We start from the raw sequence: 22,280 nt of genomic DNA, 5'->3' as shown, positions 1-22,280 counted from the left end.
CGCGAGCGGCCCGCCGAGGCATATAGTCAGCTGGCTTACTAATGGAGCTCCGGGCCGGTTCCGGGGCGGAGGAGGACGGCCTCATGGCTCTCGCAGCAGCACGGCGCCGCTGGATCGGACTGATCGTGATCAGCCTCGGCGTGGCGACGATCATCGTCGACTCGACGATCGTGAACGTGGCGATCCCGTCGATCGTCGCGGACCTCGGCATCACCTCGACCCAGGTGCAGTGGGTGCAGGAGTCCTACACGCTCGTCTTCGCCGCGCTCCTGCTCGCCTTCGGCACGCTCGCCGACCGCTGGGGGCGGCGCCGGATGCTCGTCGTCGGCATCGCGCTGTTCGCGCTCTCGTCCGTCGCCGCCTCGCTCGCGGCCACCGGCGACCTGCTGATCCTGTCCCGGGTCGTGCAGGGCGTCGGCGGCGCGATGGTGCTGCCGTCGACGCTCTCGTTGATCAACGCGACCTTCCGCGGCAAGGAGCGCGCGATCGCGTTCGCCGTCTGGGGCTCGACCATCGGCGGGATGACCGCCGTCGGCCCGCTGCTCGGCGGCTGGCTCACCACCGACTTCTCCTGGCGCTGGGCCTTCGGGATCAACATCCCGCTCGGGATCGTCATCGTCGTCGGCGCGCTGCTCTTCGTCGACGAGTCGAAGCAGCCGGACGCGGGCCGCGTCGACCTGGTCGGCGCGCTGCTCTCGGTCGTCGCCTCGGCCGGCCTGGTCTTCGGGCTGATCGAGGGCCGGAGCCTGGGCTGGTGGCTGCCCTCGCCGGTGCCGGTCGCCTTCGTCGTCGCGGTCCTCGCGACGATCGCGTTCGTGCTCTGGGGCCGGGCCCGCGAGCGCGCGGGCCGCTCGGCGATGCTCTCGCTGAGGCTCTTCCGGCTGGCCTCGTTCCGCAACGGCAGCATCGCCGCGATGATCGTCTCGCTCGGCGAGTTCGGCATCATCCTCGCCCTGCCGATCTGGCTGCAGAACGTGCTCGGCTACACCGCCGTGCAGACCGGGCTGGTGCTGATCGCCCTCGCGCTCGGCTCGTTCGTCGCCTCCGGCTTCGCGGGCGCGTTCGGCAACCGCGTCTCCGCCGTGCTGATCGTCCGGGTCGGGCTCGCGGCCGAGATCCTCGGCGTCGTCGGCATCGGCGCCGTCGTCTCCGACACGACGCCGTGGTGGGCGCTCGTGCCCTTCCTCGCCGTCTACGGCTTCGGCGTCGGCCTCGCCACCGCGCAGCTGACCGGGGTGGTCCTCCGCGACGTGCCCGTCGAGCTCAGCGGCCAGGGCTCCGGCACCCAGTCGACCGCCCGGCAGATCGGCTCAGCGCTCGGCATCGCGGTGCTGGGCACCATCCTCTACACCTCGACCGCGGGCGTGCTCACCTCGTCGCTGGAGGAGCAGGGGCTGCCGGCCGCGCAGGTCAGCAGCACGGTGGACGCCGTCGTCGACTCCTCGGGAGCGGCCATCGCCGGACTCGCGGCCGATCCGGGCACGGCGGACGTCGCCCGCGCGGCCGGGGAGGCGCTGTCGGACGGCACGCGCTTCGCCGCCTTCGCCGCGGCGGGGTTCCTCGCCGTCGGCTTCGCGGCGACCCTCTCCCTCGGCGCGGCGCCGCGCGAGGAGAAGGGCGAGTCCGCCGAGCCGGTCGGCTCCGGTCCGGTCAGCTCAGCGGAGCCGCGTCGTCGGCGGTGAAGACGATCTTGCCGATCGTCCGGTCGGTGCCCTGCGCCCGCCGCGAGAGCACGGCGATGACGTCCTCGAGCGGATGCACGGCGCCGGCCGTGGGGACGAGCTCGCCCGAGACGGCCAGCGAGACGGCCCGGCCGATGCGCTCGGCGCTCGCCGTGACGATCAGGTTGCTCACCTTCGGGCGGCCGCGCCGGACGAGGCTCGCCGCCTGGGCGCCGAGGTCCGGGCCGCTCGGCACGAGGGTGGCGTAGCGGCCGCCGTCGGCGAGGAGGAGCGCGGCGTCCCTCGCCGGCAGGTGCCCGGAGACGTCGAGCACCGCGTCGAAGCGCCCGCCGAGCACGCCGAGGTCGAGCAGGCGGTAGTCGTGCGGCTCGGCGCCGAGCGCGCGGAGGGTGTCGGCGGACGCGGCGGAGCCGGTCGCCGCGACGGTGCAGCCCGCGCGGAGCAGCAGCTGCACGACGAGGTTCCCGATCGCCCCGGAGCCGCCGCCCACCAGGATCTGCTCGCCGGCCCGCACCCGCAGGGCGTCGACCGTGCCGATCGCGGTGCCGCCGGACATCGCCAGCATCACCCCCTGCACGTCGTCGAGGGCGTCGGGCAGCGGGACCAGCGAGCGGCCGCGGACGATCGCCGCGTCGGCGAAGGCGTCGCCGTCGCGGGTCATGCCGACGACGCGGTCGCCGATCGAGACGGAGTGGTCGCCGGGGCCGAGCGCCTCGACCGTGCCGGCGATGTCGAGTCCGAAGCCGTAGGGGCGCTTCCGGCCGACCGCCATGATCCGGGCGGCACCGGAGAGGATCTTCTCGTCGGTCGCGTTGATGCTCGCGGCGCGCGTGCGCACCAGCACCTCGCCGCGTCCGGGCATCGGCACCGGGGCCTCCCGCCAGGACAGCACGTCCGGTCCGCCGAACCGCTCGTAGCCGAGTCGTCGCAATTCCCGCTCCCGTCGTCGCGCCGCCGAGGCGGTCGTCCTCCGAGCCTAGGCGCTGGCCGCCCGGTGCTACCGTGGCGGCCATGAGCGCAGACGACAGCCCCGAGTTCGCCGGATTCACCAGCGGAGGCTCGGCGAACGTCGAGCACCCGGACGACGTGCAGCCGGCCGACGCCGACAACGAGGAGAGCACGACTCCCGAGGAGAGCGCCGACCCCGACCACCCCTACGACTCGATGGCCGAGAGCGGCACCGAGAACGCCCCGGAGGACGAGGTCGGCTCGCGCGAGGACGAGGAGGGGCTGCTCGCCCCCGGCAGCACGGCCGAGGGCGCGGGCACCTCGCTCGGGGCGGTCCCGGTCGAGGCGCGGCGCGAGGCCGAGCCGCTCGGCGCGCACGACGGCGAGGCCGGCTCGGGCCAGCTCGCGGACGAGCGCTGGCGGCAGAACGGCGTCGATCCGCTCGGCTGACGCCCTCCCGCGCGGGGCCCCGCGTCCAGGAACTACTCCGGTTGCTCGGAGGAGCCCCCCTGGCGGGCCCCGTACGGTTCCGGAGGACGCGGCAGGCCCGCCGCGTGGACGGAGAGTCTCATGTCGTTGCTGTTCAACCGCACCCGGGAGCTCCGCTGGACCCCGGACGAGCGGAAGGCCCTCGCGGAGGCCGTGGCCGAGGACCGCGCCCAGCTGTGGCGCAGCGTCGGCGACCTGGACCGCACGGTCGTCGTCTCGACCGAGGACCCGGGCGTCCGCGGAGGCGCCCGCTGGCCCACCGATCACCGGGCCTTCCTCCGCGTCGAGCGCGGCCCCTCCGTGGTGCTGGCCACCGACGGCCTCAGCGATCCCTTCGACCGCCTCGCCCGCCCCGGCACCGGCCTCGGGCTCGAGCTGTGCCTCGAGACCTCGGCGCTGCGCGGCATCCCCGCGGCCGATCTCTGGAACCACTGGCAGTTCCGCGTCCTCTACGAGGCCGCCCGGCTCGCAGCGCTGCAGGGCGTGTGCTGCCGCACGGGCGTCGACACGGCCACTCTGCCGGGCGCGGCCGCACCGGCCGCCTGGGCGGACGAGCGCGGCTCGGTCGGCGTGCTGCTGGGCCTGCGCGGCGGCGGACTCCCCGAGCGCCTCGAGCTGGCGACGGGCGACGTCGAGCTGGTGACCGTCACCCCGCTCTGGCCGGAGGAGTACGCCTGGGCCTCGGTCGACACCACCGCCCGCGAGGAGATCGCGTCCCGCCTGCGCGCCCTGCCCCACGACGAGCTCGTGCACACCGCCCGCCCCCGCGTGGTCTGAGCCCCGCGGAAGAGACGCCCGCGGACATGCTGGTCGAGTAGCCCCGGAGGGGCGTATCGAGACCCGGCGTCCTCAACAGGCTCGTCGTCCGGCGGGTGTGGATCTCGATACGCCCGCTGCGCGGGCTACTCGATCAGCATGAGGCCGCGGATCAGTGCATCGAGATCGGGAGTCAGGCGTACTCCGGGGGCTCCTCGGTGAGCACCAGCTCGCCGGTGCTGTTGGCGTGGGCGATCAGCTCGTCGATCCAGGCGCGGTTGAGCGCCGGGCGCCGGCCGCCGTGGAAGCGGAAGTGCAGCGGCGTGGTCGGGTGGATCCAGACGGAGCTGCGGCCGTAGCCGCTCGACTCCGGCTCGGTCCAGGAGAGGCTGAACGACTCGTTCCGCCGCATCTTCGCGAACATCGCCACCTTGAGGTGGGCGAGCAGTCGATCGTCGAAGTCGATCTCGAGTGACTGCGGCCCGTAGATCAGTCGTCCCATGCTGGCGAGGATACCGCCGCGGCGCGCTCCGGGCGGGGTCGGACCGGGAACGGCGAACGCCCCGCCCAGCGGATCCGAGGATCGCGGTGGACGGGGCGTTCAGAGGTCGTTGCGACCCGGAGGCCGTGTGACGCTGGGGTCGGTGATTACTCGCCGACGCCGCGGATGTTCGCGGCCTGCGGGCCCTTGCGGCCCTGCTCGACGTCGTACTCGACGTGCTGGTTCTCGACGAGCTCGCGGTAGCCCTCCTTGGCGATGGCGGAGAAGTGCGCGAACACGTCGGCGCCTCCGTCGTCGGGAGCGATGAAGCCGAAGCCCTTTTCGGAGTTGAACCACTTAACGGTGCCAGTAGGCATTTCTTTTCCTTACGTGATGGTGACGCCCGCGTGAGCGGCCGTCGTTAGATTTCGCACAGCTGTGCGGTACCCGGTCCGCTCGTCCGCCGCGGGTGAAACACGCGTCGGCCGGTCGATACGGGTCGTCTGGGGGCGGAGAGCGCGGCTCCTCGTGGGGAGTGCGACTGCGCGGGGGAGAACGTCCCGCTCACCGAGAGTGTCGGAGAAGCGGGGGTCGAACGAGGAACGGCGCGGCTTCCGCGGCGTCCTGTGAAGGGCGGTACCCGCGGATGAGGCGGGCGTTCGAACCGGCGGATCGAGGGCGATGCACTCGATCGTTGCGGTCTCTATCAGGGGCTGAGTCTCTTCGTCGTCGTGCGACTTCTCAGCCGTGGAATTCGGGCGATCGCCCAGGAGATGTCTCCACTCTACGGGAGAGGAGCGCCCGAGCGCGACCGTCGGGTCCAGACCGGCTCCTCGCGCGGCCCGCGCCTGTGCCACGATGCAACTCCGGGTGCGGCTCGCGCACCCCTCACGGCGAGGTGTCGATGCTGCTCACGAGTGCCGGGCTCCCGAGCGCCGAGGCCGCCGTCGCGGATGCGCTCGAGCTCCGCCGCGAGCAGAGCGAGGTCGGCGTCGCCTGCGCGCGCCGGGCCGGGGGAGTGTTCGCGGGCGCGTCCGCGCTCCACCTGGTGATGCTCGTGCCGACCGAGCTGCCCGCCGTGCTGCCGAGCGCCCTCCTGCTCGTGGTCGGCGCCGCGATCCAGCTCTCCTCGCGCCGCGCCGGTCCGAGCGGCGCGCGGGCCGTGATCGCGGGCCTCGTGCTCGGCGTCGTCGCGCTCGCGGCGTTCCTCGGCCCGGGCGTCCCGGACGGCGACCGCACCGTGCTCAGCTGCGTGACCATGCTCGCCTCGATGGCGCTCCCGGCCCCGCTGCTCGCGATCGGCTCGTCCGCGTGCCTCGGCTGGGCGGCCGTCCTCGGCGGCGTCCCCGCGCTGGCCCTCGGGATGGCGGCGACGAGCGGCTCGGGACGGGCGCTGTTCGTCGGACTCTCGGTCGTCGTCTGCTGGATCGTCGCCGTCATCGGCGCCCGCTGGCTCGCCTCGAGCGTCGAGCGCGCCCACGCCGGCACCACCCGCCTGCGCACGGCGCACGCCGCCGAGCGCCGCTCAAGCGAGAGCGAGGCGCAGCGCCGCCGCGAGGCGCGCCTGATGCACGACACCATCCTCGCCACCCTCACCCTGCTCGCCCACCGCGGCGAGGGCGTCCCCGTCGCGACGCTGCGCTCGCAGGCGGCGGCGGACCTCGCGCTGCTGCGCCGGCTCGACCGCGCCGATCCCGCCCCCGCCGACTCCACGGAGGGGAGCCCGGCGCCGGCCGAGGACGCGGGCAGCGCGCCCTCGGTGCTCGCCGAGGTCGGCCGCCGTGCGGAGGCGCTGGGCGTGCAGGTGCGCTGGCACTCCGGCACGGCCGCGCCCGACGCGCCGCCCCTGCCCGACGCGGCGCTCGACGCCCTCGCGCGCGCGGCGGGGGAGTGCCTCGAGAACGTGCGGCGCCACTCCGGTGCGGCGACGGCCCACGTCACGCTCGACGAGGGGGCGGACGCGGTCCGCGTGACCGTCTCGGACGCCGGGCGCGGCTTCGACCCCGCGGCCGTCCCCGGGTCGCGGCTCGGCCTCGCGCAGTCGGTCGTCGGGCGGATCGAGGCCGTCGGCGGCACGGTGCGGATCTTCTCCGCGGTCGGCGCCGGCACCACCGTCCTGCTGAGCGTGCCGCGATGACCGCGCCGATCGGGGCCGGCGACCGCGCCGACCGCTCCGCCGGATCCGACCGCTCTGACCGCTCCGACCGCGCCGACCGCGCCGGAGAGGGCACGCTCGTCGAGCTGGTCCGCGCGGCCGGCGAGGGGCCGAGGACGCTCGACTCGGTCCGCCAGCGGATCACCCGCACCCATCGCCTGACCGCGAGCTATCTGAGCGCCGGCTTCCTCGCGATCACCGTGGCACTGGTGGTCCGCGGGCTGGCGTCCTTCCTCTGGGCGCTGAACGACCGGTCGGCGACCGGGCTGTCCGGTCTGTCCTGGGCGCTCGTGCTCGCCGCGCTCGCGGTGGGGATCGTCGTCGTGGTGACGCGGCACGGCGAGCTGCCCCGTCCGGTCTTCGCCGGGGTGCTCGCCGTCGACGCGGTGGCGATGGTGCTGGAGTTCGCCGACTACGCGCTGCCGGCGCCGGCGCCGCTCTACTATCCGACGGTCTGCATCGGGGTCGGCGCGACGGTGATCGCGCTGCTCGGCTTCCAGCCGCCCTCGCGGAGCACCGCGGCGATCATCGTGCTCGTCGGGCTGAGCCTGCTCGGGCTGCTCGCCCACGCGCTGATCTCCGGCGAGGGGTCGAGCATCGCGGTCGGCAACGTGCTGCTGGCGACGACCCCCGTGGCGGTCTACGCCTCGCTGCTCACCGCGCTCGACCGCCACGTGCACCGCGGGCTCGACCGCACCCTGGCCGACAGTGTGGTCGACGGGCCGGGCACCGGTCCGGGCAGTCTCGCGGCCGTGGAGCTCGCGCGGGTCGACGCGGAGATCGCGGAGCTGCTCGAGGAGGTCGTCGCCCGGGGCGCCGCGCCCGACGCCGACCTCGGTGAGCGGGCCCGGGTGCTCGGCGACCGGCTCCGCGAGGTGCTGGCGCGCAGCCACGACCGCACCTGGCTCGTGATCGCCGTGGAGGAGTCCGCGCTGCTCTCCGGAGCGGTGCTCGTCCGCGACCCGCGGGGGGTCGCCGCGGCTCTGGCGCCGCCGGACCGCTCGCGCCTGCTCTCCGTCCTCTGGCTGCTCACCGCGCAGGCCGCCGCGGGCCGGCCCGCCCTCGAGCTGGTGCTCGCGCAGCGCGAGGACGCGGCGGTGCCGGTGCGGATCGTCCTGCGCGCGCCGGGCCTGCGGCCGCGGGATGTCGACCCGGCGGTCTGGGGGATCCTCGGCGAGATCGGCGCGCACCGGGCGTCACCCGAGGGCACGGGGACGACGATCGAGCTGGACCACCGCCCGCCGGGGCGGCCGGCGTGAGCGCGGACGTCGGGACGGCGACCGGCGAGCAGCCCGGGATCGCTCTCGCGATCCTCGACGACCACCCGATCCTGCTCAGCGCGCTCACCGAGTGGATCAACCGCTCCGGCGCGGAGATCCGCGTCGTCGCGACGGCCTCGAGCTGGACCGGTCTGCTGGCGCATCCGCGCTTCCCCACCGATGTCGTGCTGCTCGACATCGACCTCGGCGACGACCTCGACCTCGCGATGAAGATCCGCACGATCACCGCCGCCGGGGCGGCCCCGGTCATCATCAGCACCCACTCCCAGGCGGAGACCGTCGCGGGGGCGCTGGAGGCCGGAGCGCGCGGCTACCTGGTGAAGAGCGAGCGGACGGAGGTGATCCTCGAGGCGATCCGCACCGCGGCGCGCGGGGAGTGCTTCCTCACCCCGCAGACCCGGGCGCTGCTCGGCGGCGGCGGCACGGGCCCGCTGACGGCCCGTGAGCGCCGGATCGTCGGCCTCTTCGTCGAGGGGCTCTCGCTCAAGCAGGTCGCGACCGAGCTCGGCATCACCCAGGACGCGGCGCGCAGCTCGCTCCGTAACGCTCGGGCGAAGTACCGCGCCGAGGGCGTGGGCGTGAGCACCAAGATCGCGCTGCGCCGCCAGGCCCTGCGCGACGGGATCATCGGGCGCGCGCCGTAGCGGCGCGGCAGAAGTCAACGCCGCGGTCGGCGACCGGCTCGGGTCAGACGGACTCGTCGCGCTTCTGCCGGGCCGGCTCGGCGGGGCGGTCGGGGCCGTTCCAGACCGAGACGATGCCCCAGGCGACCGCGGCGATCGGCACGGCGAGCACGGCGCCGACGATGCCGGCCAGCACGGTGCCGATGGTCAGGGCGATCAGCACGATCAGCGGGTGCAGCTTCAGCGAGCGGGCCATCACGACCGGCTGGAGGAAGTTGCCCTCGAGCTGGTTGACGGCGATGACGACGATGATCACGATCAACGCGGCCAGCGGACCGTTCGCGACGAGGGCGACGAGTGCGGCGAGGATGCCGGCGGCGGTCGCTCCGACGATCGGGATGAAGGCGGTGAGGAAGACGATCACGGCGAGCGGGAGGGCGAGCGGCACCTGCAGGATCGCGAGGGCGACGCCGATGCCGATCGCGTCGACCGCGGCGACGGTCGCCGTTCCGCGGATGTAGCCGCCGAGGACGTCGACGGTCTTGCCGCCGACGCGCTTGGCGCGGTCGTAGCTCGAGCCGGTGAAGGGGCGGAGCAGGAACTCCCAGATCTTCGGGCCGTCCTTCATGAAGAAGAAGAGGACGACGATCATCAGCACCAGGCCGGTGACGAAGTTCGCCGCGGCGGCCGCGCCGGCGAGGGCGCCGGAGCCGAAGGAGCTCGAGGTGAGGAAGTCGACGACGCTCTGGCGGGCGTCCTCGATCTGCTGCTCGTCGATCTGGAACGGCAGGTGCTGCACGTAGTCCTGCAGCGAGGCGATGCCGTCGGACGCGCTGCTGACCAGCTCGTCCCACTGGTTGCGGACCGCGACGGTGATCAGCCAGCCGATGGCGCCGAGGATCGCGAGCAGTCCGATCAGGGCGATCCAGGTGGCGAGGATCGACGGCACGCCCTTGCGGCGCATCCAGGCCAGGACGGGGTGGATCGCGGACGCGAGGATGATCGCGATCAGCACGGGGATCAGCACCAGCGTCAGCTGGGTCATCGCGAGGACGAGGACCGCCGCGAGCGCCAGGACGACGAGCACCTGGAGGCAGCGCAGCGCGAAGCGCCCGAGTCCGTCGGTCCACACCGTCGGCCGCCGCTCGGCGGGGGGAGTGGCCGGCGAGGCGGCCGGGGAGGCGGCCGGGGGGACGGTGCGGTCGAAGAAGCCCATGGGGGGAACCGTAGTGGAGGGACGGGGCGCGGTTCTCCCGCTTGACGACCGCGCGGTCGCCCCGGTGACGGAGGTTGCGGGGCGGCGGCCGGATCGAGCGTGGAGTGCGGAATCGGTTGCGTCCGGCCGCCTCCACTGAGCAGAAACGCCTGTTCTGCGGCGAAAAGGCGCGCAGAGGTGCGGAATCCATTGCTTCGACGACGGAATGCGCACTAGGGTCGCCGTGTCCATGCAAGCGCATGGGGTGCGGGACCCGAACCCGCGCCGCAGTCGCTCGCCGGTGCCCGCCGCCTGCCGATCAGGCGGCGGGTCCGCGCTCGTCCAGGACGGCCGCGCTACGCGGCGGGGACTCGGACGGTCAGTCCGCCCGGCTCGATCCAGGTGCGGAACGCCGACGTCGTCCCGAACGGGTCGCCGTCCAGCTCGATCTCCTGCGGCTTCTCCAGGCGCACCACGAGCTCGTGGCCCTTCACGTAGCGCAGCGCCGAGACCTCCTTCGTGAGGCCCATCAGCTTCGTGCCGACCACGCCGCTGCGGCGCAGCACGCCGTTCTCCCAGACCACCTTGAAGATGATCTGGACCCAGCCGAAGAAGCCCTCCGGGCGCAGCAGCACGATGTCGAACTCGCCGTCGTCGACCGCGGCGTCCGGCAGCAGCAGGATGTTCGCCGGCAGGGCGCCGCAGTTGCCCACGATGATCGTGTGCGCGCGCACCTTGCGCGTCTTCGCGCCGTTCAGGGAGTAGCGGAACTCGAGCTGGTTCTTGTCCAGCAGGGCCTTCCGCAGCGCGTCGACGTAGGCGAGCCAGCCGGCCCGCTTCTTCAGGTCGTCGTCGGTGTTCGCGAGCATCTTCGCGTCGATACCGAGACCGGCCATCACGACGTAGGAGCGCCGGTCGCGGCCCTTCGACGTCTCGATGTCGATCACGCCGATGTCGATGGCGCGGTCCTCACCCGAGAAGGCGACGGTCAGCGCGTTGTCGACGTCGTCGAGCGTGAGGTTCAGATTGCGGGCGAGCAGGTTGCCGGTGCCGGAGGGCAGCAGCGCGAGCGACGCCTTCGAGTCCTGCAGCGCCTCGGCCACCACGCGCACGGTGCCGTCGCCGCCGGCCGCGATCACCATGTCGACGCCCTGCTCGAGCGCCTCCCTGGTCTGGCCGGCTCCCGGGTCCTCGACGGAGGTCTCGAACCAGAGGGTCTCGTCCCAGCCGGCGGCCTCCTGGGCGCGCGCGACGGCGGCCTTCACGGCCTCGAGGTCGACCTTGACGGGGTTGTAGACGATCGCGGCGCGGCGGAGCTCAGACATCGGCGCCGTCCTCGTCCTCGTCGAGCTCGTTCCCGTCGGCGTCGACCCGGCCCGGGCGCACGGCGGCGTCGTCGCGGATGTCGATGCGGGTGTCGCCCGCGGGGGTGGTCGTCACGTCGATGCGCGGGGCCGCGTCGGCCTCCGTCGCCTTCGGTGCGCTGGTCAGCTGGTCTCGGCGATCATCCGCCTTCTGGTCGCTCATGCCTGGACGGTAGCAGCGCGATCGCGAGCGCCGCTCGGGGTTGCGTCGGCCTCGGCGGCCGCTCTCAGCGCGGGGTCGAGCGGGCGGCCTGCAGCCCCCAGAGCACCAGCGGGATCTGCAGCGGCAGGCGGAGCAGCGTGATCGCCCGGGTCCGCGGGCGGCGGGCGTCGAGGGTCATCTGCACGTTGGCGGGGAAGACCCCGGCCATCAGGGCGGCGGAGGCGAGACCGCCGACAGCGCGGGTCGGCGGCCAGAGCGTCGTCGCGGCGCAGGCGAGCTCCGCGACGCCCGAGACGAGAACCCAGCCTCGGGCGGAGCCGGGCATCGCCCGCGGGACGGCGCGCTCGAAGACGGCGGGGCGCACGAGGTGGATCACTCCGGACACCGCCATCGCGCCGACGAGCGCGAGCGGGCCGGCACCGAGGCCGATTCCGCTCCGGCGACGGATGCGGCGGCTCATCGTCCCTGCGCCCCGCGCTCGAGCGGAGCGACGTGGTCGAGGATCCGGCGCCACTCGCGCACCAGCGCCAGCCGCCCGGTGCCGTCGACGGTCGCGGAGCGCGCGTCGGCGAGCCGTGAGCGGAACCAGCGCGCGTCCTCCGAGCCGGCGACCGGGTCCGCGTCGCCGTTCACGATCAGGACCTCGGCCGTGACCCGGTCGAGCTCGTCCGCCCAGGAGCCGTCGCGGAGCGCGACCAGGTCGGTCGCGGCGCCGCCGGGACCCTGGCGCCAGCCCTCGCCGAGCATCCGCTCGAGCCGGTTGCGCAGCCCGCCGTGGCTCTCGAGGACCGGGTCGCCGGGGTCGACGCCGAGCGAGTCGAGGCCGGGCACGTCGGCGGGGAGCGTCGCGGCGATCCCCGCGGCGTCCTCGCCGGGCAGGGTCTGCCGCCGCTCCCACGCCGTCGTCGGGTGCACGAGAGCGCCGGCCTGCGGGGGAGCGGGGGTGCCGACGATCGCGATGCGGTCGACGAGGTCCGGGTGCCGTGCGGCGAGCGAGAGCGCGAAGGCGCCTCCGGAGCCCCAGCCGACCACGCCGACGCTGCCGAAGCGGGCGCCGTCGACGTCGCGGGCGGTGCGCTCGGAGCGGCGGAGGTACTCCGCGAGGTCGTCGGCGCGGTCCTGGACGCGGCCGTGCTGCGCGTCGACGGGATCGGAGGCGCCGTAGCCGGGGCGGTCGAGGATCAGCAGGTGCAGGCCCCACGGTCCGGTGACCAGCGGGTCGGGGTCGAAGCCGCCCGCGCCGGGAGTGGGGTGGCAGAACACGACCAGCCGGTCCGCGATCGGGTCGCCGGCGGCCGAGACGCCCATCCCGCGTCCGGACCGCAGCTCGAATCGGTGGTTCGCCATGTCTCCTCCAGAGTGCCGCCGTCGGTCGGCGGAGCGACCCCAGTCAACCGGAGGCGCGGGGTGCGCCGCTGGGGATTGTGCGGGGGCGTGGGCATCGTGGCCTCCCCGGGCCGCCCGCCGCCACCCCCTGGCGCGGTCCGTGCGGCGCGGAGGAGAGTGGGCGTTCCGGCAGAGCGCCGGGCGAAGGGAGAGCGGCGATGAGCAGCGACAGCAGCAACGGCACCGAGGACGAGAAGACCGAGAAGACCGAGGACCTCCCCGACGGCACCGGCACCGACACCTCCAGCGGCGGCGGCGACACGGACACCGTCTCGGGCGGCGAGCCGGACGACGAGTAGCCGGACGACGAGTAGTCGCCGCGGCACGCTCGGCGACGAGAAGAGGGGCGCCACCGGTGATGCAGGTGACGCCCCTCTCGTCGTTCTCCGAGGTCAGACGACGGGGCCGTTGCCCTCGCTGGTGCGGCGGGTGACCTGCTCGCCGCTGGCGGGGTCGACCGCCGAGCGGGTGGTCGAGACGGCCTGGCGGCGGCGGGTCATCAGGACGAGGCCGAGGATGAGGCCCACGGCTCCGGCGGCCATCAGGATGTAGCCGACCAGCTTGAGGTCGACTCCCGACACCTGGACGTCCACGGCGAACGCGAGGACCGCGCCGACGACGAGGAGGAAGATCCCTGCTCCGATGCTCATACGTGCTCCTTCTGCGTGCGCCGGCGTGCGCGGGAGCGCGATGGGCACCGGCGGGCGACGCCCCACCGTAGTGCCGCGGCGGCCCGCGGCCGAAGCCCTATCCGCCACCGCCGGCCGGGGTGTAGGCGGGCCGCCCGTGCTGATCGAGCAGCCCGCGGAGCGGGCGTCTCAATCGGGGAGGACCAGCGGTGGTGACGTCCCATTCTGATCGAGTAGCCCGCGGAGCGGGCGTATCGAGATCCACCCGTGTCAGGACCTGGGTCTGCAGACCCGCCCTGCTGGGGACCGGGGTCTCGATACGCCCCTGCGGGGCGACTCGACCAGCATGAAGGGCTGCTGCCGCGTCCTTTCCCCACCGACCCCAGGCGGGCGATCGTCGGGAAACTGCTGCTGCGCCGTCCGGGGCTTCAACCCTGGACACGGCGCCGTATCGCAGCGATCGCCTCGTCCCCCGTCAGCTCACGGCGTGCGGCCCGCCCGATGATGGCGCGCAGCGCCGGATCCTCGACCTCGTGGCCTCCCAGCGCGAGAGCGGCTTCAGCGAACAGCAGATGCCGATCGATTTCGGCTCGACCCGGCTTGACCGCCCCGACCGGACGCGTCATTCCGACCTCCTTCGTCAGCATTGGTTGTCTTCTTGCAGACCGGACGCGCGCCTCAGGGCGCCTTCGATCTCGTCTCGTCCATGACTTCCGTCGCGATCCGGGTGAGCGTCTCCTCCGCCGGCAGCGTCGCCTGATCGGCCGGCGACAGCTCATACCGGCTCACGGCGACCGCCTGCGTCGAGCCGGCGAGGGAGTACTTGACCACAGTCTCGTTCTTGTCCGTCACGAGCAGGATCCCCACGGTGGGCGCATGGAGTTCGGGAATGCGCATCGTGTCGTCGACGAGTGCGACGTAGAAGCCGAGCTGGCCGGCATCGCGCGGATCGAATCTGCGGGTCTTCAGTTCGACGACGACGAACCGCACCTGCTGCCAGTTGAAGAACAGCAGGTCGACGAAGAAGTCGTCGCCGTCCACATCGAAGTGAACCTGACGTCCGACGAAGGAGAACCCTGCGCCGAGCTCGCGCAGAGTGTCGACCACCTGGAGGGTGAGTCGCTCCTCTAGTTCGCGCTCGCCGGCGTCGGAGTCGATCGCGAGGAAGTCGAGTGCGTACGGGTCCTTGGTGAGCTGCTGAGCGAGCTCCGAGTCACGGCGCTCCAGCGCGGACGAGAAGTTGGACGGAGCGGCTCCCGTTCGCTCGTGCAGTCGAGTCGCGATCTGGTGCTGCAGGACTGCTCGGCTCCACCCGTGCTCGACGTCCTGCGCGGCGTACCAGTCGCGGAGGCGCTGGTCGTCGAGCTTGTCCAGCAGCTGGATCGTGTGGCCCCACGGCAATTCGCCAACAGGCTGTTGGCGAATTAGATCCTCGGACGGCCACGCCTCTGCGAACCGCCGCGCGTAGCGCAGGTTCGACTCCGAGAAGCCCTTCATCGTCGGGAACTCAGCGCGGAGATCCGCCGCCAGCCGGGCGAGCACACCGCTTCCCCACGGCTCCGCCCGCTGCCGCTCGACGAGCGTGTGGCCGATGAACCACCACAGCGCGACGACCTCCGTGTTCGCGGTCCGCTGCACCGCGAACCGCGCCTCGTGCGCTCGACGGACGACAAGCTCGAGTGTCTGCGCGTAGCCGTCCGGGAGCACCTGGGTCATCCCTCCAGTCTCGAACGGCGATCGCTGGAGTGCGGGGGATGGCGCCTGACGGTGGTGCGGCGACGCTCTGCGCGGCGGCGGCCCCCGGCTCAGCGGTCCGCGATGCGGAGCATCACGCGGGTGCGGTCGCCGCGGGAGACGATCCGCTCGATCACCATGAAGACGCGGTACTCGAGGCGGTACTTGCGGAGGAAGACGCGGCCGAGGCGCTCGACGGTGTCGGTGTCGGAGACGATGTGCGCCTCCGCCTCGAGTGCGGTCGCTCCGTCGGCGACGCGGCCGCGGCGGTCGCAGGGGACGAGGGTCACCCGCGGGTCGTTGCGCAGGCGCTTGACCTTGCCGCTCTTGCGGGGAGTCGTGACGATCAGGTCCGCGCCGTCCCGGGCGATCCACACCGGCGTCGACACTCCGACGCCCGTCTTCCGGAAGGTCGTGAGCGAGACGAACGAGGCGTCGGAGAGGGCCGCGAGAGCGGGCGAGAGGGTCATCCTCGAAGAGTAGGGGTGCGCGGGAGCGACTCCGCAAGCCTCCCTGGCAGCTCCGATCGCCGCCGTAGGGTGGAGGCATGACCGACCCGTCCCCCCTGATCGGTCCGATCCCGGCGCCCGAGCTCCACGTCATGACGTACAACATCCGCCGCCGCATGCCCCGCCTGACCGCCCGCGCGGTCGACCAGTGGGAGCGCCGGAAGCCCCTGGTGCGCCGGCTGCTGCAGGAGGAGAGCCCGTCGATCCTCGCGGTGCAGGAGGCGCTGCCCGATCAGGCGCAATGGGTGCACGAGTCGCTCGGCGCCTCGTTCGAGGGCATGGGCTTCGGCCGCGACGCCGACCGCGGCGGTGAGCGGGTGATGCTCTTCGTCGACCGGAGCCGCTTCGCGGTGCGCGACTGGTCGCAGATCGCGCTGTCCGCGACTCCGGACGTCGCCGGCTCGCGCAGCTGGGGCAACCGGATCCCGCGCACCGCGGTGATCGCCGAGCTGACCGACCACGCGACGAACCGCGAGTTCACCGTCGTCGCGACGCACTTCGACCACCTCTCGCGGCGCTCGCGACTGCGCTCGGCCGAGCTGGTCGCCGAGCGGATCACCGACCTCGGCCGGCCCGCGATCGTGATGGGCGACACCAACACCGACGTCGGCACCGAGCCGTACCGGGCGCTGCTGGACGAGGGCGGGCTCGCGGACTCCTGGGTCGTCGCCGGCACGCACCTCACCCCGCACTGGGGCACCTACTCCAACTACCGCCCGCCGAAGGCCGGCCGCCGCATCGACTGGCTCACGGTCAGCGCCGGGGCCTTCGAGGTCGTCTCGGCGGCGATCAACGCTACCCGCTACGGCACGGCGCCGGGCTCGGACCACGAGGCGGTCCAGGCCGTCCTCCGCTTCACGAAGCCGTGACCCGACCCGCCGTGAGAGCCCGCCCCGAGAACGAGCCCGTCCTGATCTCGACCTTCATGGAGCCCCCGCGCACCCGGGGCGAGTGGTTCGCCGACGCGGTCCGCGCCGTCGGCGCCGTGAGCATCGTCGCCGCGGTGATCGGCTGGGACCTCGTCGACGTCGCCGTGCTCGCCCTCGCCGCGATCGGGCTGGTGCTGCCGCGGTTCCTCGGGATCCGGCCGGCGCTGGACGCCACCTTCGGACTGGCCCTGCTGGTCGCGTCCTGGAGCAGCGTGCTCGGGCTCTACCAGGCCTGGGCGTCGTGGGACCTCGTCGTGCACTTCGTGCTGAACGGGCTGGTCGCGGCCGTCGCCTACATCGTCGCCGCGCGCGCCGGCGTGGTGCCGACGGTGGCCGGCGACCGCGGGCCGCTCGCCCCGGCGATCGTGCTCTGCGCCTGCTTCGGCCTGTCGATGGGCGTGGTTTGGGAGTGGGGCGAGTGGGCCGGGCACCGCTTCGTCGACCCGTCGATCTTCGTCGGCTACGAGGACACGCTGGGCGACCTGGCGGCCGGCGCGGCCGGCTCGATCGCGGCCGGTGCGCTGATGCGCTTCTGGTCGGCGAAGAGCCGCGTCGTCGGCGGTCGGCGGTGACCCGCCGGCACAGCCTCCTCGCCCTCCTCGTCGTGCTGCTCTGGGGGCTGAACTTCGTCGTGATCGACGTGGGGCTCGCGGACGTGCCGCCGCTGCTGTTCCTGGCGATGCGGTTCACGGTGGTCGCGGTGCCGGCCGTGTTCCTCGTGCCGCGGCCGCAGGCGCCGCTGCGGACGGTCGCGACGATCGGCGCGTTCATGAGCCTCGGGCAGTTCGCGCTGCTCTACCTGGCGCTGGCGCTGGGGATGCCCGCGGGGCTCGCGTCGCTGGTGGTGCAGGCGCAGATCGTGCTGACGGTGCTGATCGCGGCCGTGCTGCTGAAGGAGCGGCCGACGCGGCGGCAGAGCATCGGCCTGGTCGTCGGCGTCGCCGGGCTCGTGGTCGTCGCCCTCTCGCACGGGGCCGTCGCGCCGTGGCTGCCGTTCGTGGTCTGCCTCGGCGGCGCGCTCTCCTGGGCGATCGGCAACGTGCTGACCCGGCGCGCGAAGGGCGCCTCGGGGCTCTCGCTGGTGGTCTGGTCGGCGCTGGTCGTGCCGATCCCGGCGCTGCTGCTCTCGCTGCTCGTCGACGGCGGGCCCGCGATCGCCGAGGCGATCCAGGGGCTCTCGCTCGCGGCGGTCCTCAGCACCCTGTACACGGCGGTGTTCGCGTCGCTGATCGGCTACGGCATCTGGAACTCGCTGCTCGCCCGCTACCCCGCCGCGTCGGTGGTGCCGTTCACGCTGCTGGTGCCGGTTGTCGGCGTGCTGTCGGCGTGGGTGCTGCTCGGCGAGGTGCCGTCGGTCGGCGTGCTGATCGGCGGCGCGGTGATGGTCGCGGGGCTCGCGGTCGCGACGATCCGCCGAGGCCGGCGCGATCCCGTCCTCGCCGCTGTCGGCGGTCCGGCGTAGTGTCGCCCGCATGTGCGGACGCTTCGCGATGGATTCCGAGACCGACGCTCTGATCGCGGAGTTCGTCGCGGCGGGCGGCCGGGCGGCCGACTGGGCGCCCGACTTCAGCGTCGCCCCGACCGACGCGGCGCCGATCGTGCGCGAGCACCGGCACGAGGAGTCGCTGGAGCGCGAGATCGAGCTGGCCTCTTGGGGGTTCCGGCCGTCGTGGGCGAAGGGGAAGGGGCCGTCGCCGATCAACGCGCGGCTCGAGACGGTCGCCTCGAACGGGCTGTTCCGCGGGGCCTTCGCCAAGCAGCGCGCCATCGTGCCGATGCGCGGCTACTACGAGTGGGAGGCGCGCGCCGACGGCAAGCAGCCGTGGTTCCTGCACGGGGAGGAGCCGATCCTCGCCGCGGCGGGTCTCTACGCGGCGCGCAAGGAGGGCGACGAGTGGCGGGTCTCCTTCACGATCATCACCCGCGAGGCCCGGGACGCGTCCGGCGAGGTGCACGACCGGATGCCCGTCTTCCTCACGCCCGACGTCCGCGACGCCTGGCTGAGCCCGGAGCCGCTCGCCTCCAGCGAGGAGATGCTCGCGACCCTCGACCGCGCGTCGGTCGCGGTCGCGTCGACGATCACGGCCTACCCGGTCGACCGCCGCGTGAACAACGCGCGGACGGTCGACCGCCACGACCCGGGGCTACTCGACCCGGTCCTCTGAGGCACGCCTTGCCGGAGAGCGGGGTCGGTCGCCACATCGCGCGCCAGGCAGCACTCCGCCCGGTCTGTCGGTGACCGTCGCGAATACCCTCGCCGGATGTGTTTCGCGCGCCTGTCCTCGCTGGTCCTTCTGCAGGGCGGAGGTCGGTATCAGCCGGGCCGACGACACCGTCGGCTCCTCTCGCGCTTGGACGACGAGGAGATCGCCACAGTCATGGGCCAGCGCGGGGGCATGGAGAGCGAGCCGCTGTCGGACGTCGCCGCTCGCTTCGGCGTCGTACTCGACGAAGCGTGAGCCTGAATCGACCTGCACGAACAGCACGCGCCTTCGGCCGCACGCGCGGGTCGAGGTCGCCTCGACCATCATGGTGTGCCCGGTCGACCGCTGCTCAGCTCCTCCGAGACGATGCACGATCAGCGACCTGGGAACGATCGCCGAATACGTGGGGGAAGCCATGCTGATCGAGTAGCCCGCGGAGCGGGCGTATCGAGATCCACTCACGTCGGAAGACGAGTCTGCAGACCGCCCTGTCGGGGACGGCGGGTCTCGATACGCCCCTGCGGGGCTACTCGACCAGCATGAGTGGACGCCGCGCGTCCTTCTCCTCACCACCGAGATGTGAAGCGGCTTAGCCGCTCGTTACGACGCGGGAGCGGTTACTTGGTTCCGGCGTGGCCCGGGAACGGCTTGCCGTTCAGGCTGACCTCGTCGGGGTCGACCTCGACGGTGCCGACGTCGTCGGCGCCGCCGGTGCCGGGGACGGAGACGACCTCGGCCGAGCCGGAGACCTCCGTCCGGCTGGTGGTGGGGTCCTGATTCTGGCGGACCTCGGTCTCGCGCTCGCTGCCGGGGGATTCGGCGCGGTCCTTCTCGACCTGCTCGCTGCTGGTCCGCGTGGCCGGAGCCGCGCCGTCCGTCGCGCCGATCGTCGATCCCTGCTCGTGCTCGTCCATGTGCCTCTGCCTTTCGTCGGGACCAGCCACGCTACGCGCGGCCCCTCGGGCGAGCACCCGCTTGACAGCTCGTGAGCCCCCCGTCGAGCCCTGCGGCTCGGAAGACGGACGTACTACCCTGGGGAGACGGTCGCACCGGGGGGCGCGGCGTTGCCGCAGCATCCGCCCGAGGAGGAACCGTGTCATCCCACCGAACGGGCGAGAACCGCGTCGTCGGCACGACGATCGGCGGTCGGTACACGATCGAGGAGCTGATCGGCCGGGGCGGGATGGCCACCGTGTACCGGGCCCGCGACGGGATCCTCGGCCGCTCGGTGGCGCTGAAGATGTTCGCGCCGGGTATCGACGACGCGCAGGACCTCCAGCGCAAGTCCTCGGAGATCCGGCTGCTCGCGGCCCTCAACCACCCCGCGCTGGTGACCCTCTACGACGCCGACGACGGCGGCGACGACACCGGCGGCCAGGCCTACATGGTGATGGAGCTCGCCGAGGGACCGAGTCTCGCGGAGCGGCTGGCCAGCGGGCCCGTCCTGCCGAACGACGTCGCGTCGATGGCCGCCGACCTCGGCGAGGCCCTGCACACCGTGCACGCGGCCGGAGTGGTGCACCGCGACGTGAAGCCCTCCAACGTGCTGCTCGTGCCGAGCCCGCTGACGAGCCGCGAGTTCCGGCCCAAGCTCGCCGACTTCGGCATCGCCTACCTGATCGATGCCACCCGGATCACCTCGCCGGGCACGCTGATCGGCACCGCCGCCTACCTCAGCCCCGAGCAGGCGCACGGCGACGTGCTGACCTCGGCGAGCGACGTCTACTCCCTCGGCCTGGTGCTGCTCGAGTCGCTGACCGGGCGCCGCCCCTTCACCGGATCGGCGATAGAGGTCACCCTCGCGCGCCTGCTGCGCGACCCGGAGGTGTCGGACTCGCTCGGCGGCGGCTGGTCGGCGCTGCTGAACGCGATGACGCGGCGCGAGCCGGCCGAGCGGCCCACGGCGATCGAGGTCGCGGAGTCGGCGCGCGCGCTGATCGATCCGCGCCGCGACGGACCGCCGACGGCGATCGTCGTCCCCGACGTGCCGGTCCGGGAGCCCGCCGGACCGCCGCCGACCGAGCGCATGCCCGCGACCGAGCGCTTCGCTCCGACCGCGGCCGCGACCGAGCTGCTGGACGCGACGTCGGTGCTGCCCGTGGGGGCGACCGAGCTGCTGCCCGGCGCCGCTCCCGCGACTGCGACGACCACGCAGGTCGCGCCGAGCGCAGGGGTCACGCCGCCCGCCGCCGTCGCCCGACGCCGCACCGGGCCGAGCCCGTGGCTGATCGTCGTGGTGCTCGCGCTGGTCGCCGTGGCGGTCGGCCTCGTGATCGTGCTGTTCGACGGTCCGCAGTCGCCGCTGCCCGCCGTCGACGGGGAGCTCGGCGAGCACCTCCGTCAGCTGCGCGAGAGCATCCGCTCGTGAGGGGGCCGGGCCGACGGGGCGTGAGCCGGCGGGGCCTTCGACTGCGGGCCGGGGGTGCGGTGCTCGCCGCCGTGCTCGTGCTGTCGGGCTGCTCCGCCGCGGATCCGTCGATCGATGACGGCACCGCGCAGGCCCTCGACGACGCGGTCGTGGCGGTCGCCGAGAAGGCGTCGGCCGACGACTGGGCCGGAGCGCTCACCGCGCTCGACGCGCTCCAGGCGACGCTCGACGCGGCGGTCGCCGGCGGGAACGTCCGGGAGGACCGGGCCACGTCGATCAAGGCGCAGGCCGACCTCGTGCGCGCCGACCTCGCCGCGCTGATCGCCGCCGTGCCGGCGCCCGAGGAGTCGACCGAGCCCGAGCCGGAGGAGACCACTCCCGTCGAGGAGGAGCCGCCCGCCGAGGAGACCCCGGAGGAGGAGACGCCGGCCCCGGTCGAGAGTCCCGAGGAGGAGCCGTCGCCGACGCCCGAGGAGACCGAGCCGGCCGAACCCGTCGAGCCGACCGAGCCGCCCGAGGAGGAGTCGCCGGCGCCTGCCGCCACGACGCCGGCCGCCGGTGCGCCCGCCGTGCAGGCGCCGGCGACGCAGGCTCCGGTCGAGGAGCCGGTCGAGGGACCGGGGAACTCCGGCGGGAACGGCGGCGGGAACGGCAACGGCCGCAGCCCGGAGAGCGGCCAGAACCCCGGCAACGGGAACGGCCCGGGGAAGGGCTGAGCCCCTCCGCTCCCGCGACCTACTCCTCCGTGCGGACGACCGCGTAGGACGCGTCGAGGTCGACGTCCACGTCCGTGCCGTCGGCGCGGGTGACCTCGACGTCGAAGGCGTGGTCGGCGTCGTCGCTGCGCTCGGCCTCGGTGACCGTGCCGCCGCCGACCGCGGCGATCGCGGCCTCGCTCACGCGGGTCAGCTCCTCGCCGACGAGGTCGTCGGGGTCGACCGCGCCGGTGACGCCGGTGGTGCTGTCCTCGGTGGAGCCGGTCGTGCCGCCGTCCGTGCCGTCGTTCGTGCTGCCGCCGGTGCCGCGCATCGCGTCGTCGTCCGGGTCGACGACCAGCACGCCGAAGGAGTCGTCGAGCCGCACGTCGTACTCGAGGCCGTCGTCGCCGCGCAGCTCGAGCTCGTAGCCCGGCGTGCCGTCGTCGTCGCGCTCGGCCGAGGTGACGGTCCCGCCGCCGATCTCGGCGATCGCGACCTCGCTGGCGCGGTCGAGGTCGGCGCCTGTCAGCGCGTCCGAGCGCTCGAAGCCGTCGGTCGCGGCGAAGGCGATGCCCGTGCCGGCTCCGGCGAGCACGATCGCGCCCGCGACTCCGACGATGATCCCGGTCTTCTTCTTCATGATCCGCTCCGTCTCCGGCGCCGTTCCTCGACGCCGCAGCCACTGTC

General features: G+C 73.6%; 27 protein-coding genes. 13 read left to right on the top strand and 14 right to left on the bottom strand.

Going from position 1 to position 22,280, the window contains the following annotated elements; genetic code table 11:
* Positions 1–83 precede the first annotated feature (83 nt).
* Positions 84–1,682 carry a DHA2 family efflux MFS transporter permease subunit gene (locus tag MT353_RS05195; RefSeq protein WP_243623737.1) on the top strand — a complete coding sequence of 533 codons (1,599 nt, stop codon included), beginning with the start codon at positions 84–86 and terminating at the stop codon, positions 1,680–1,682.
* Here the strand turns inward: MT353_RS05195 and MT353_RS05190 are convergent.
* Positions 1,651–2,613, bottom strand: coding sequence for an NADP-dependent oxidoreductase (locus tag MT353_RS05190; RefSeq protein WP_243623736.1), 963 nt, complete (start codon positions 2,611–2,613; stop codon positions 1,651–1,653). The two genes, MT353_RS05195 and MT353_RS05190, sit on opposite strands and share 32 nt — an antisense overlap.
* 80 nt (positions 2,614–2,693) lie before the next feature.
* On the opposite strand from MT353_RS05190, the gene MT353_RS05185 reads away from it, so the two are divergent.
* Together MT353_RS05185 and MT353_RS05180 are read left to right on the top strand one after the other, a co-directional pair.
* Entirely contained in the window at positions 2,694–3,080 is a 387-nt protein-coding gene (locus tag MT353_RS05185; RefSeq protein ID WP_132434935.1) for a hypothetical protein, read from the top strand.
* Positions 3,081–3,200: 120 nt separating this feature from the next.
* A complete protein-coding gene (locus MT353_RS05180) occupies positions 3,201–3,896 on the top strand; it encodes a suppressor of fused domain protein (protein ID WP_123444801.1) in 696 nt (231 codons plus the stop codon).
* A 172-nt stretch (positions 3,897–4,068) separates the two neighbouring features.
* On the opposite strand, the gene MT353_RS05175 is transcribed toward MT353_RS05180, so the two are convergent.
* Together MT353_RS05175 and MT353_RS05170 are read right to left on the bottom strand one after the other, a co-directional pair.
* Entirely contained in the window at positions 4,069–4,377 is a 309-nt protein-coding gene (locus MT353_RS05175; protein ID WP_243586093.1) for a hypothetical protein, read from the bottom strand.
* 146 nt (positions 4,378–4,523) lie between these two features.
* Positions 4,524–4,733 carry a cold-shock protein gene (locus MT353_RS05170; RefSeq protein WP_123444803.1) on the bottom strand — a complete coding sequence of 70 codons (210 nt, stop codon included), beginning with the start codon at positions 4,731–4,733 and terminating at the stop codon, positions 4,524–4,526.
* Positions 4,734–5,260: 527 nt separating this feature from the next.
* On the opposite strand from MT353_RS05170, the gene MT353_RS05165 reads away from it, so the two are divergent.
* Genes MT353_RS05165 through MT353_RS05155 form a run of 3 tightly spaced genes read left to right on the top strand, consistent with a single transcriptional unit; the run spans position 5,261 to position 8,435 of the window.
* The gene (locus MT353_RS05165) at positions 5,261–6,493 is read left to right on the top strand and encodes a sensor histidine kinase (RefSeq protein ID WP_243623735.1); all 1,233 of its coding nucleotides are present in this window, start codon (positions 5,261–5,263) and stop codon (positions 6,491–6,493) included.
* Positions 6,490–7,770: a hypothetical protein gene (locus tag MT353_RS05160; protein WP_243623734.1), complete on the top strand. Its 1,281-nt coding sequence runs from the start codon at positions 6,490–6,492 to the stop codon at positions 7,768–7,770. The genes MT353_RS05165 and MT353_RS05160 overlap by 4 nt, the downstream gene beginning before the upstream one ends.
* The gene (locus MT353_RS05155) at positions 7,767–8,435 is read left to right on the top strand and encodes a response regulator transcription factor (protein WP_243600396.1); all 669 of its coding nucleotides are present in this window, start codon (positions 7,767–7,769) and stop codon (positions 8,433–8,435) included. The genes MT353_RS05160 and MT353_RS05155 overlap by 4 nt, the downstream gene beginning before the upstream one ends.
* 43 nt (positions 8,436–8,478) lie before the next feature.
* Here the strand turns inward: MT353_RS05155 and MT353_RS05150 are convergent, their stop codons facing one another.
* From MT353_RS05150 to MT353_RS05130, 5 genes are all read right to left on the bottom strand, one after another.
* Entirely contained in the window at positions 8,479–9,630 is a 1,152-nt protein-coding gene (locus MT353_RS05150) for an AI-2E family transporter (RefSeq protein WP_123734838.1), read from the bottom strand.
* Positions 9,631–9,965: 335 nt separating this feature from the next.
* On the bottom strand, positions 9,966–10,934 hold the full coding sequence (locus MT353_RS05145) for a diacylglycerol kinase family protein (protein WP_123444808.1): 969 nt from the start codon (positions 10,932–10,934) through the stop codon (positions 9,966–9,968).
* Positions 10,927–11,136 carry a multidrug transporter gene (locus MT353_RS05140; RefSeq protein WP_123444809.1) on the bottom strand — a complete coding sequence of 70 codons (210 nt, stop codon included), beginning with the start codon at positions 11,134–11,136 and terminating at the stop codon, positions 10,927–10,929. Before MT353_RS05140 ends, MT353_RS05145 begins: the two co-directional genes overlap by 8 nt.
* Positions 11,137–11,200: 64 nt before the next feature.
* Positions 11,201–11,596 (bottom strand): hypothetical protein, encoded by a 396-nt coding sequence (locus MT353_RS05135; RefSeq protein ID WP_243623733.1) that lies wholly within the window; start codon positions 11,594–11,596, stop codon positions 11,201–11,203.
* Complete coding sequence (locus MT353_RS05130; protein WP_185020067.1) at positions 11,593–12,483, bottom strand: alpha/beta fold hydrolase; 891 nt, start codon at positions 12,481–12,483, stop codon at positions 11,593–11,595. Before MT353_RS05130 ends, MT353_RS05135 begins: the two co-directional genes overlap by 4 nt.
* Positions 12,484–12,680: 197 nt before the next feature.
* Here MT353_RS05130 and MT353_RS05125 point away from each other — a divergent pair, with 197 nt between their 5' ends.
* Complete coding sequence (locus tag MT353_RS05125; protein ID WP_159423548.1) at positions 12,681–12,821, top strand: hypothetical protein; 141 nt, start codon at positions 12,681–12,683, stop codon at positions 12,819–12,821.
* A 93-nt stretch (positions 12,822–12,914) separates the two neighbouring features.
* Here MT353_RS05125 and MT353_RS05120 read toward each other — a convergent pair whose 3' ends face one another.
* The 4 genes from MT353_RS05120 to MT353_RS05105 all read right to left on the bottom strand — a co-directional run bounded on the left by MT353_RS05120 (position 12,915) and on the right by MT353_RS05105 (position 15,355).
* Positions 12,915–13,172, bottom strand: coding sequence for a DUF6458 family protein (locus MT353_RS05120; protein WP_123444811.1), 258 nt, complete (start codon positions 13,170–13,172; stop codon positions 12,915–12,917).
* A gap of 407 nt (positions 13,173–13,579) precedes the next feature.
* A complete protein-coding gene (locus MT353_RS05115; protein WP_243600398.1) occupies positions 13,580–13,798 on the bottom strand; it encodes a hypothetical protein in 219 nt (72 codons plus the stop codon).
* 31 nt (positions 13,799–13,829) lie between these two features.
* A complete protein-coding gene (locus tag MT353_RS05110) occupies positions 13,830–14,867 on the bottom strand; it encodes a YhcG family protein (protein ID WP_243623732.1) in 1,038 nt (345 codons plus the stop codon).
* An 89-nt stretch (positions 14,868–14,956) separates the two neighbouring features.
* Positions 14,957–15,355 carry a PPOX class F420-dependent oxidoreductase gene (locus MT353_RS05105; RefSeq protein ID WP_123734842.1) on the bottom strand — a complete coding sequence of 133 codons (399 nt, stop codon included), beginning with the start codon at positions 15,353–15,355 and terminating at the stop codon, positions 14,957–14,959.
* A 77-nt stretch (positions 15,356–15,432) separates the two neighbouring features.
* On the opposite strand from MT353_RS05105, the gene MT353_RS05100 reads away from it, so the two are divergent.
* The 4 genes from MT353_RS05100 to MT353_RS05085 are packed head-to-tail and all read left to right on the top strand — an operon-like array spanning position 15,433 to position 18,488.
* The gene (locus tag MT353_RS05100) at positions 15,433–16,263 is read left to right on the top strand and encodes an endonuclease/exonuclease/phosphatase family protein (RefSeq protein ID WP_123734401.1); all 831 of its coding nucleotides are present in this window, start codon (positions 15,433–15,435) and stop codon (positions 16,261–16,263) included.
* The gene (locus MT353_RS21875) at positions 16,260–16,895 is read left to right on the top strand and encodes a hypothetical protein (RefSeq protein ID WP_243623731.1); all 636 of its coding nucleotides are present in this window, start codon (positions 16,260–16,262) and stop codon (positions 16,893–16,895) included. Before MT353_RS05100 ends, MT353_RS21875 begins: the two co-directional genes overlap by 4 nt.
* Positions 16,892–17,785: an EamA family transporter gene (locus MT353_RS05090; protein WP_243600400.1), complete on the top strand. Its 894-nt coding sequence runs from the start codon at positions 16,892–16,894 to the stop codon at positions 17,783–17,785. Before MT353_RS21875 ends, MT353_RS05090 begins: the two co-directional genes overlap by 4 nt.
* Positions 17,786–17,795: 10 nt before the next feature.
* On the top strand, positions 17,796–18,488 hold the full coding sequence (locus MT353_RS05085) for an SOS response-associated peptidase (RefSeq protein ID WP_123701670.1): 693 nt from the start codon (positions 17,796–17,798) through the stop codon (positions 18,486–18,488).
* 656 nt (positions 18,489–19,144) lie between these two features.
* Here the strand turns inward: MT353_RS05085 and MT353_RS05080 are convergent.
* Positions 19,145–19,441: a hypothetical protein gene (locus MT353_RS05080; protein ID WP_243600402.1), complete on the bottom strand. Its 297-nt coding sequence runs from the start codon at positions 19,439–19,441 to the stop codon at positions 19,145–19,147.
* A gap of 179 nt (positions 19,442–19,620) precedes the next feature.
* Here MT353_RS05080 and MT353_RS05075 point away from each other — a divergent pair, with 179 nt between their 5' ends.
* Together MT353_RS05075 and MT353_RS05070 are read left to right on the top strand one after the other, a co-directional pair.
* On the top strand, positions 19,621–20,895 hold the full coding sequence (locus MT353_RS05075) for a serine/threonine-protein kinase (RefSeq protein WP_243623729.1): 1,275 nt from the start codon (positions 19,621–19,623) through the stop codon (positions 20,893–20,895).
* Between the two features lie 59 nt (positions 20,896–20,954).
* Positions 20,955–21,611 carry a hypothetical protein gene (locus MT353_RS05070; protein ID WP_243615910.1) on the top strand — a complete coding sequence of 219 codons (657 nt, stop codon included), beginning with the start codon at positions 20,955–20,957 and terminating at the stop codon, positions 21,609–21,611.
* A gap of 19 nt (positions 21,612–21,630) precedes the next feature.
* Here MT353_RS05070 and MT353_RS05065 read toward each other — a convergent pair whose 3' ends face one another.
* Positions 21,631–22,233 (bottom strand): PepSY domain-containing protein, encoded by a 603-nt coding sequence (locus tag MT353_RS05065; protein WP_243623728.1) that lies wholly within the window; start codon positions 22,231–22,233, stop codon positions 21,631–21,633.
* Positions 22,234–22,280: the final 47 nt, after the last annotated feature.

The organism is Rathayibacter sp. VKM Ac-2927 (genome assembly GCF_022815525.1).
Taxonomy (GTDB): Bacteria; Actinomycetota; Actinomycetes; order Actinomycetales; family Microbacteriaceae; genus Rathayibacter; species Rathayibacter festucae.
The sequence above is the reverse complement of the archived record's forward strand: the minus strand, read 5'-3'. Positions and strand labels throughout refer to the sequence as shown.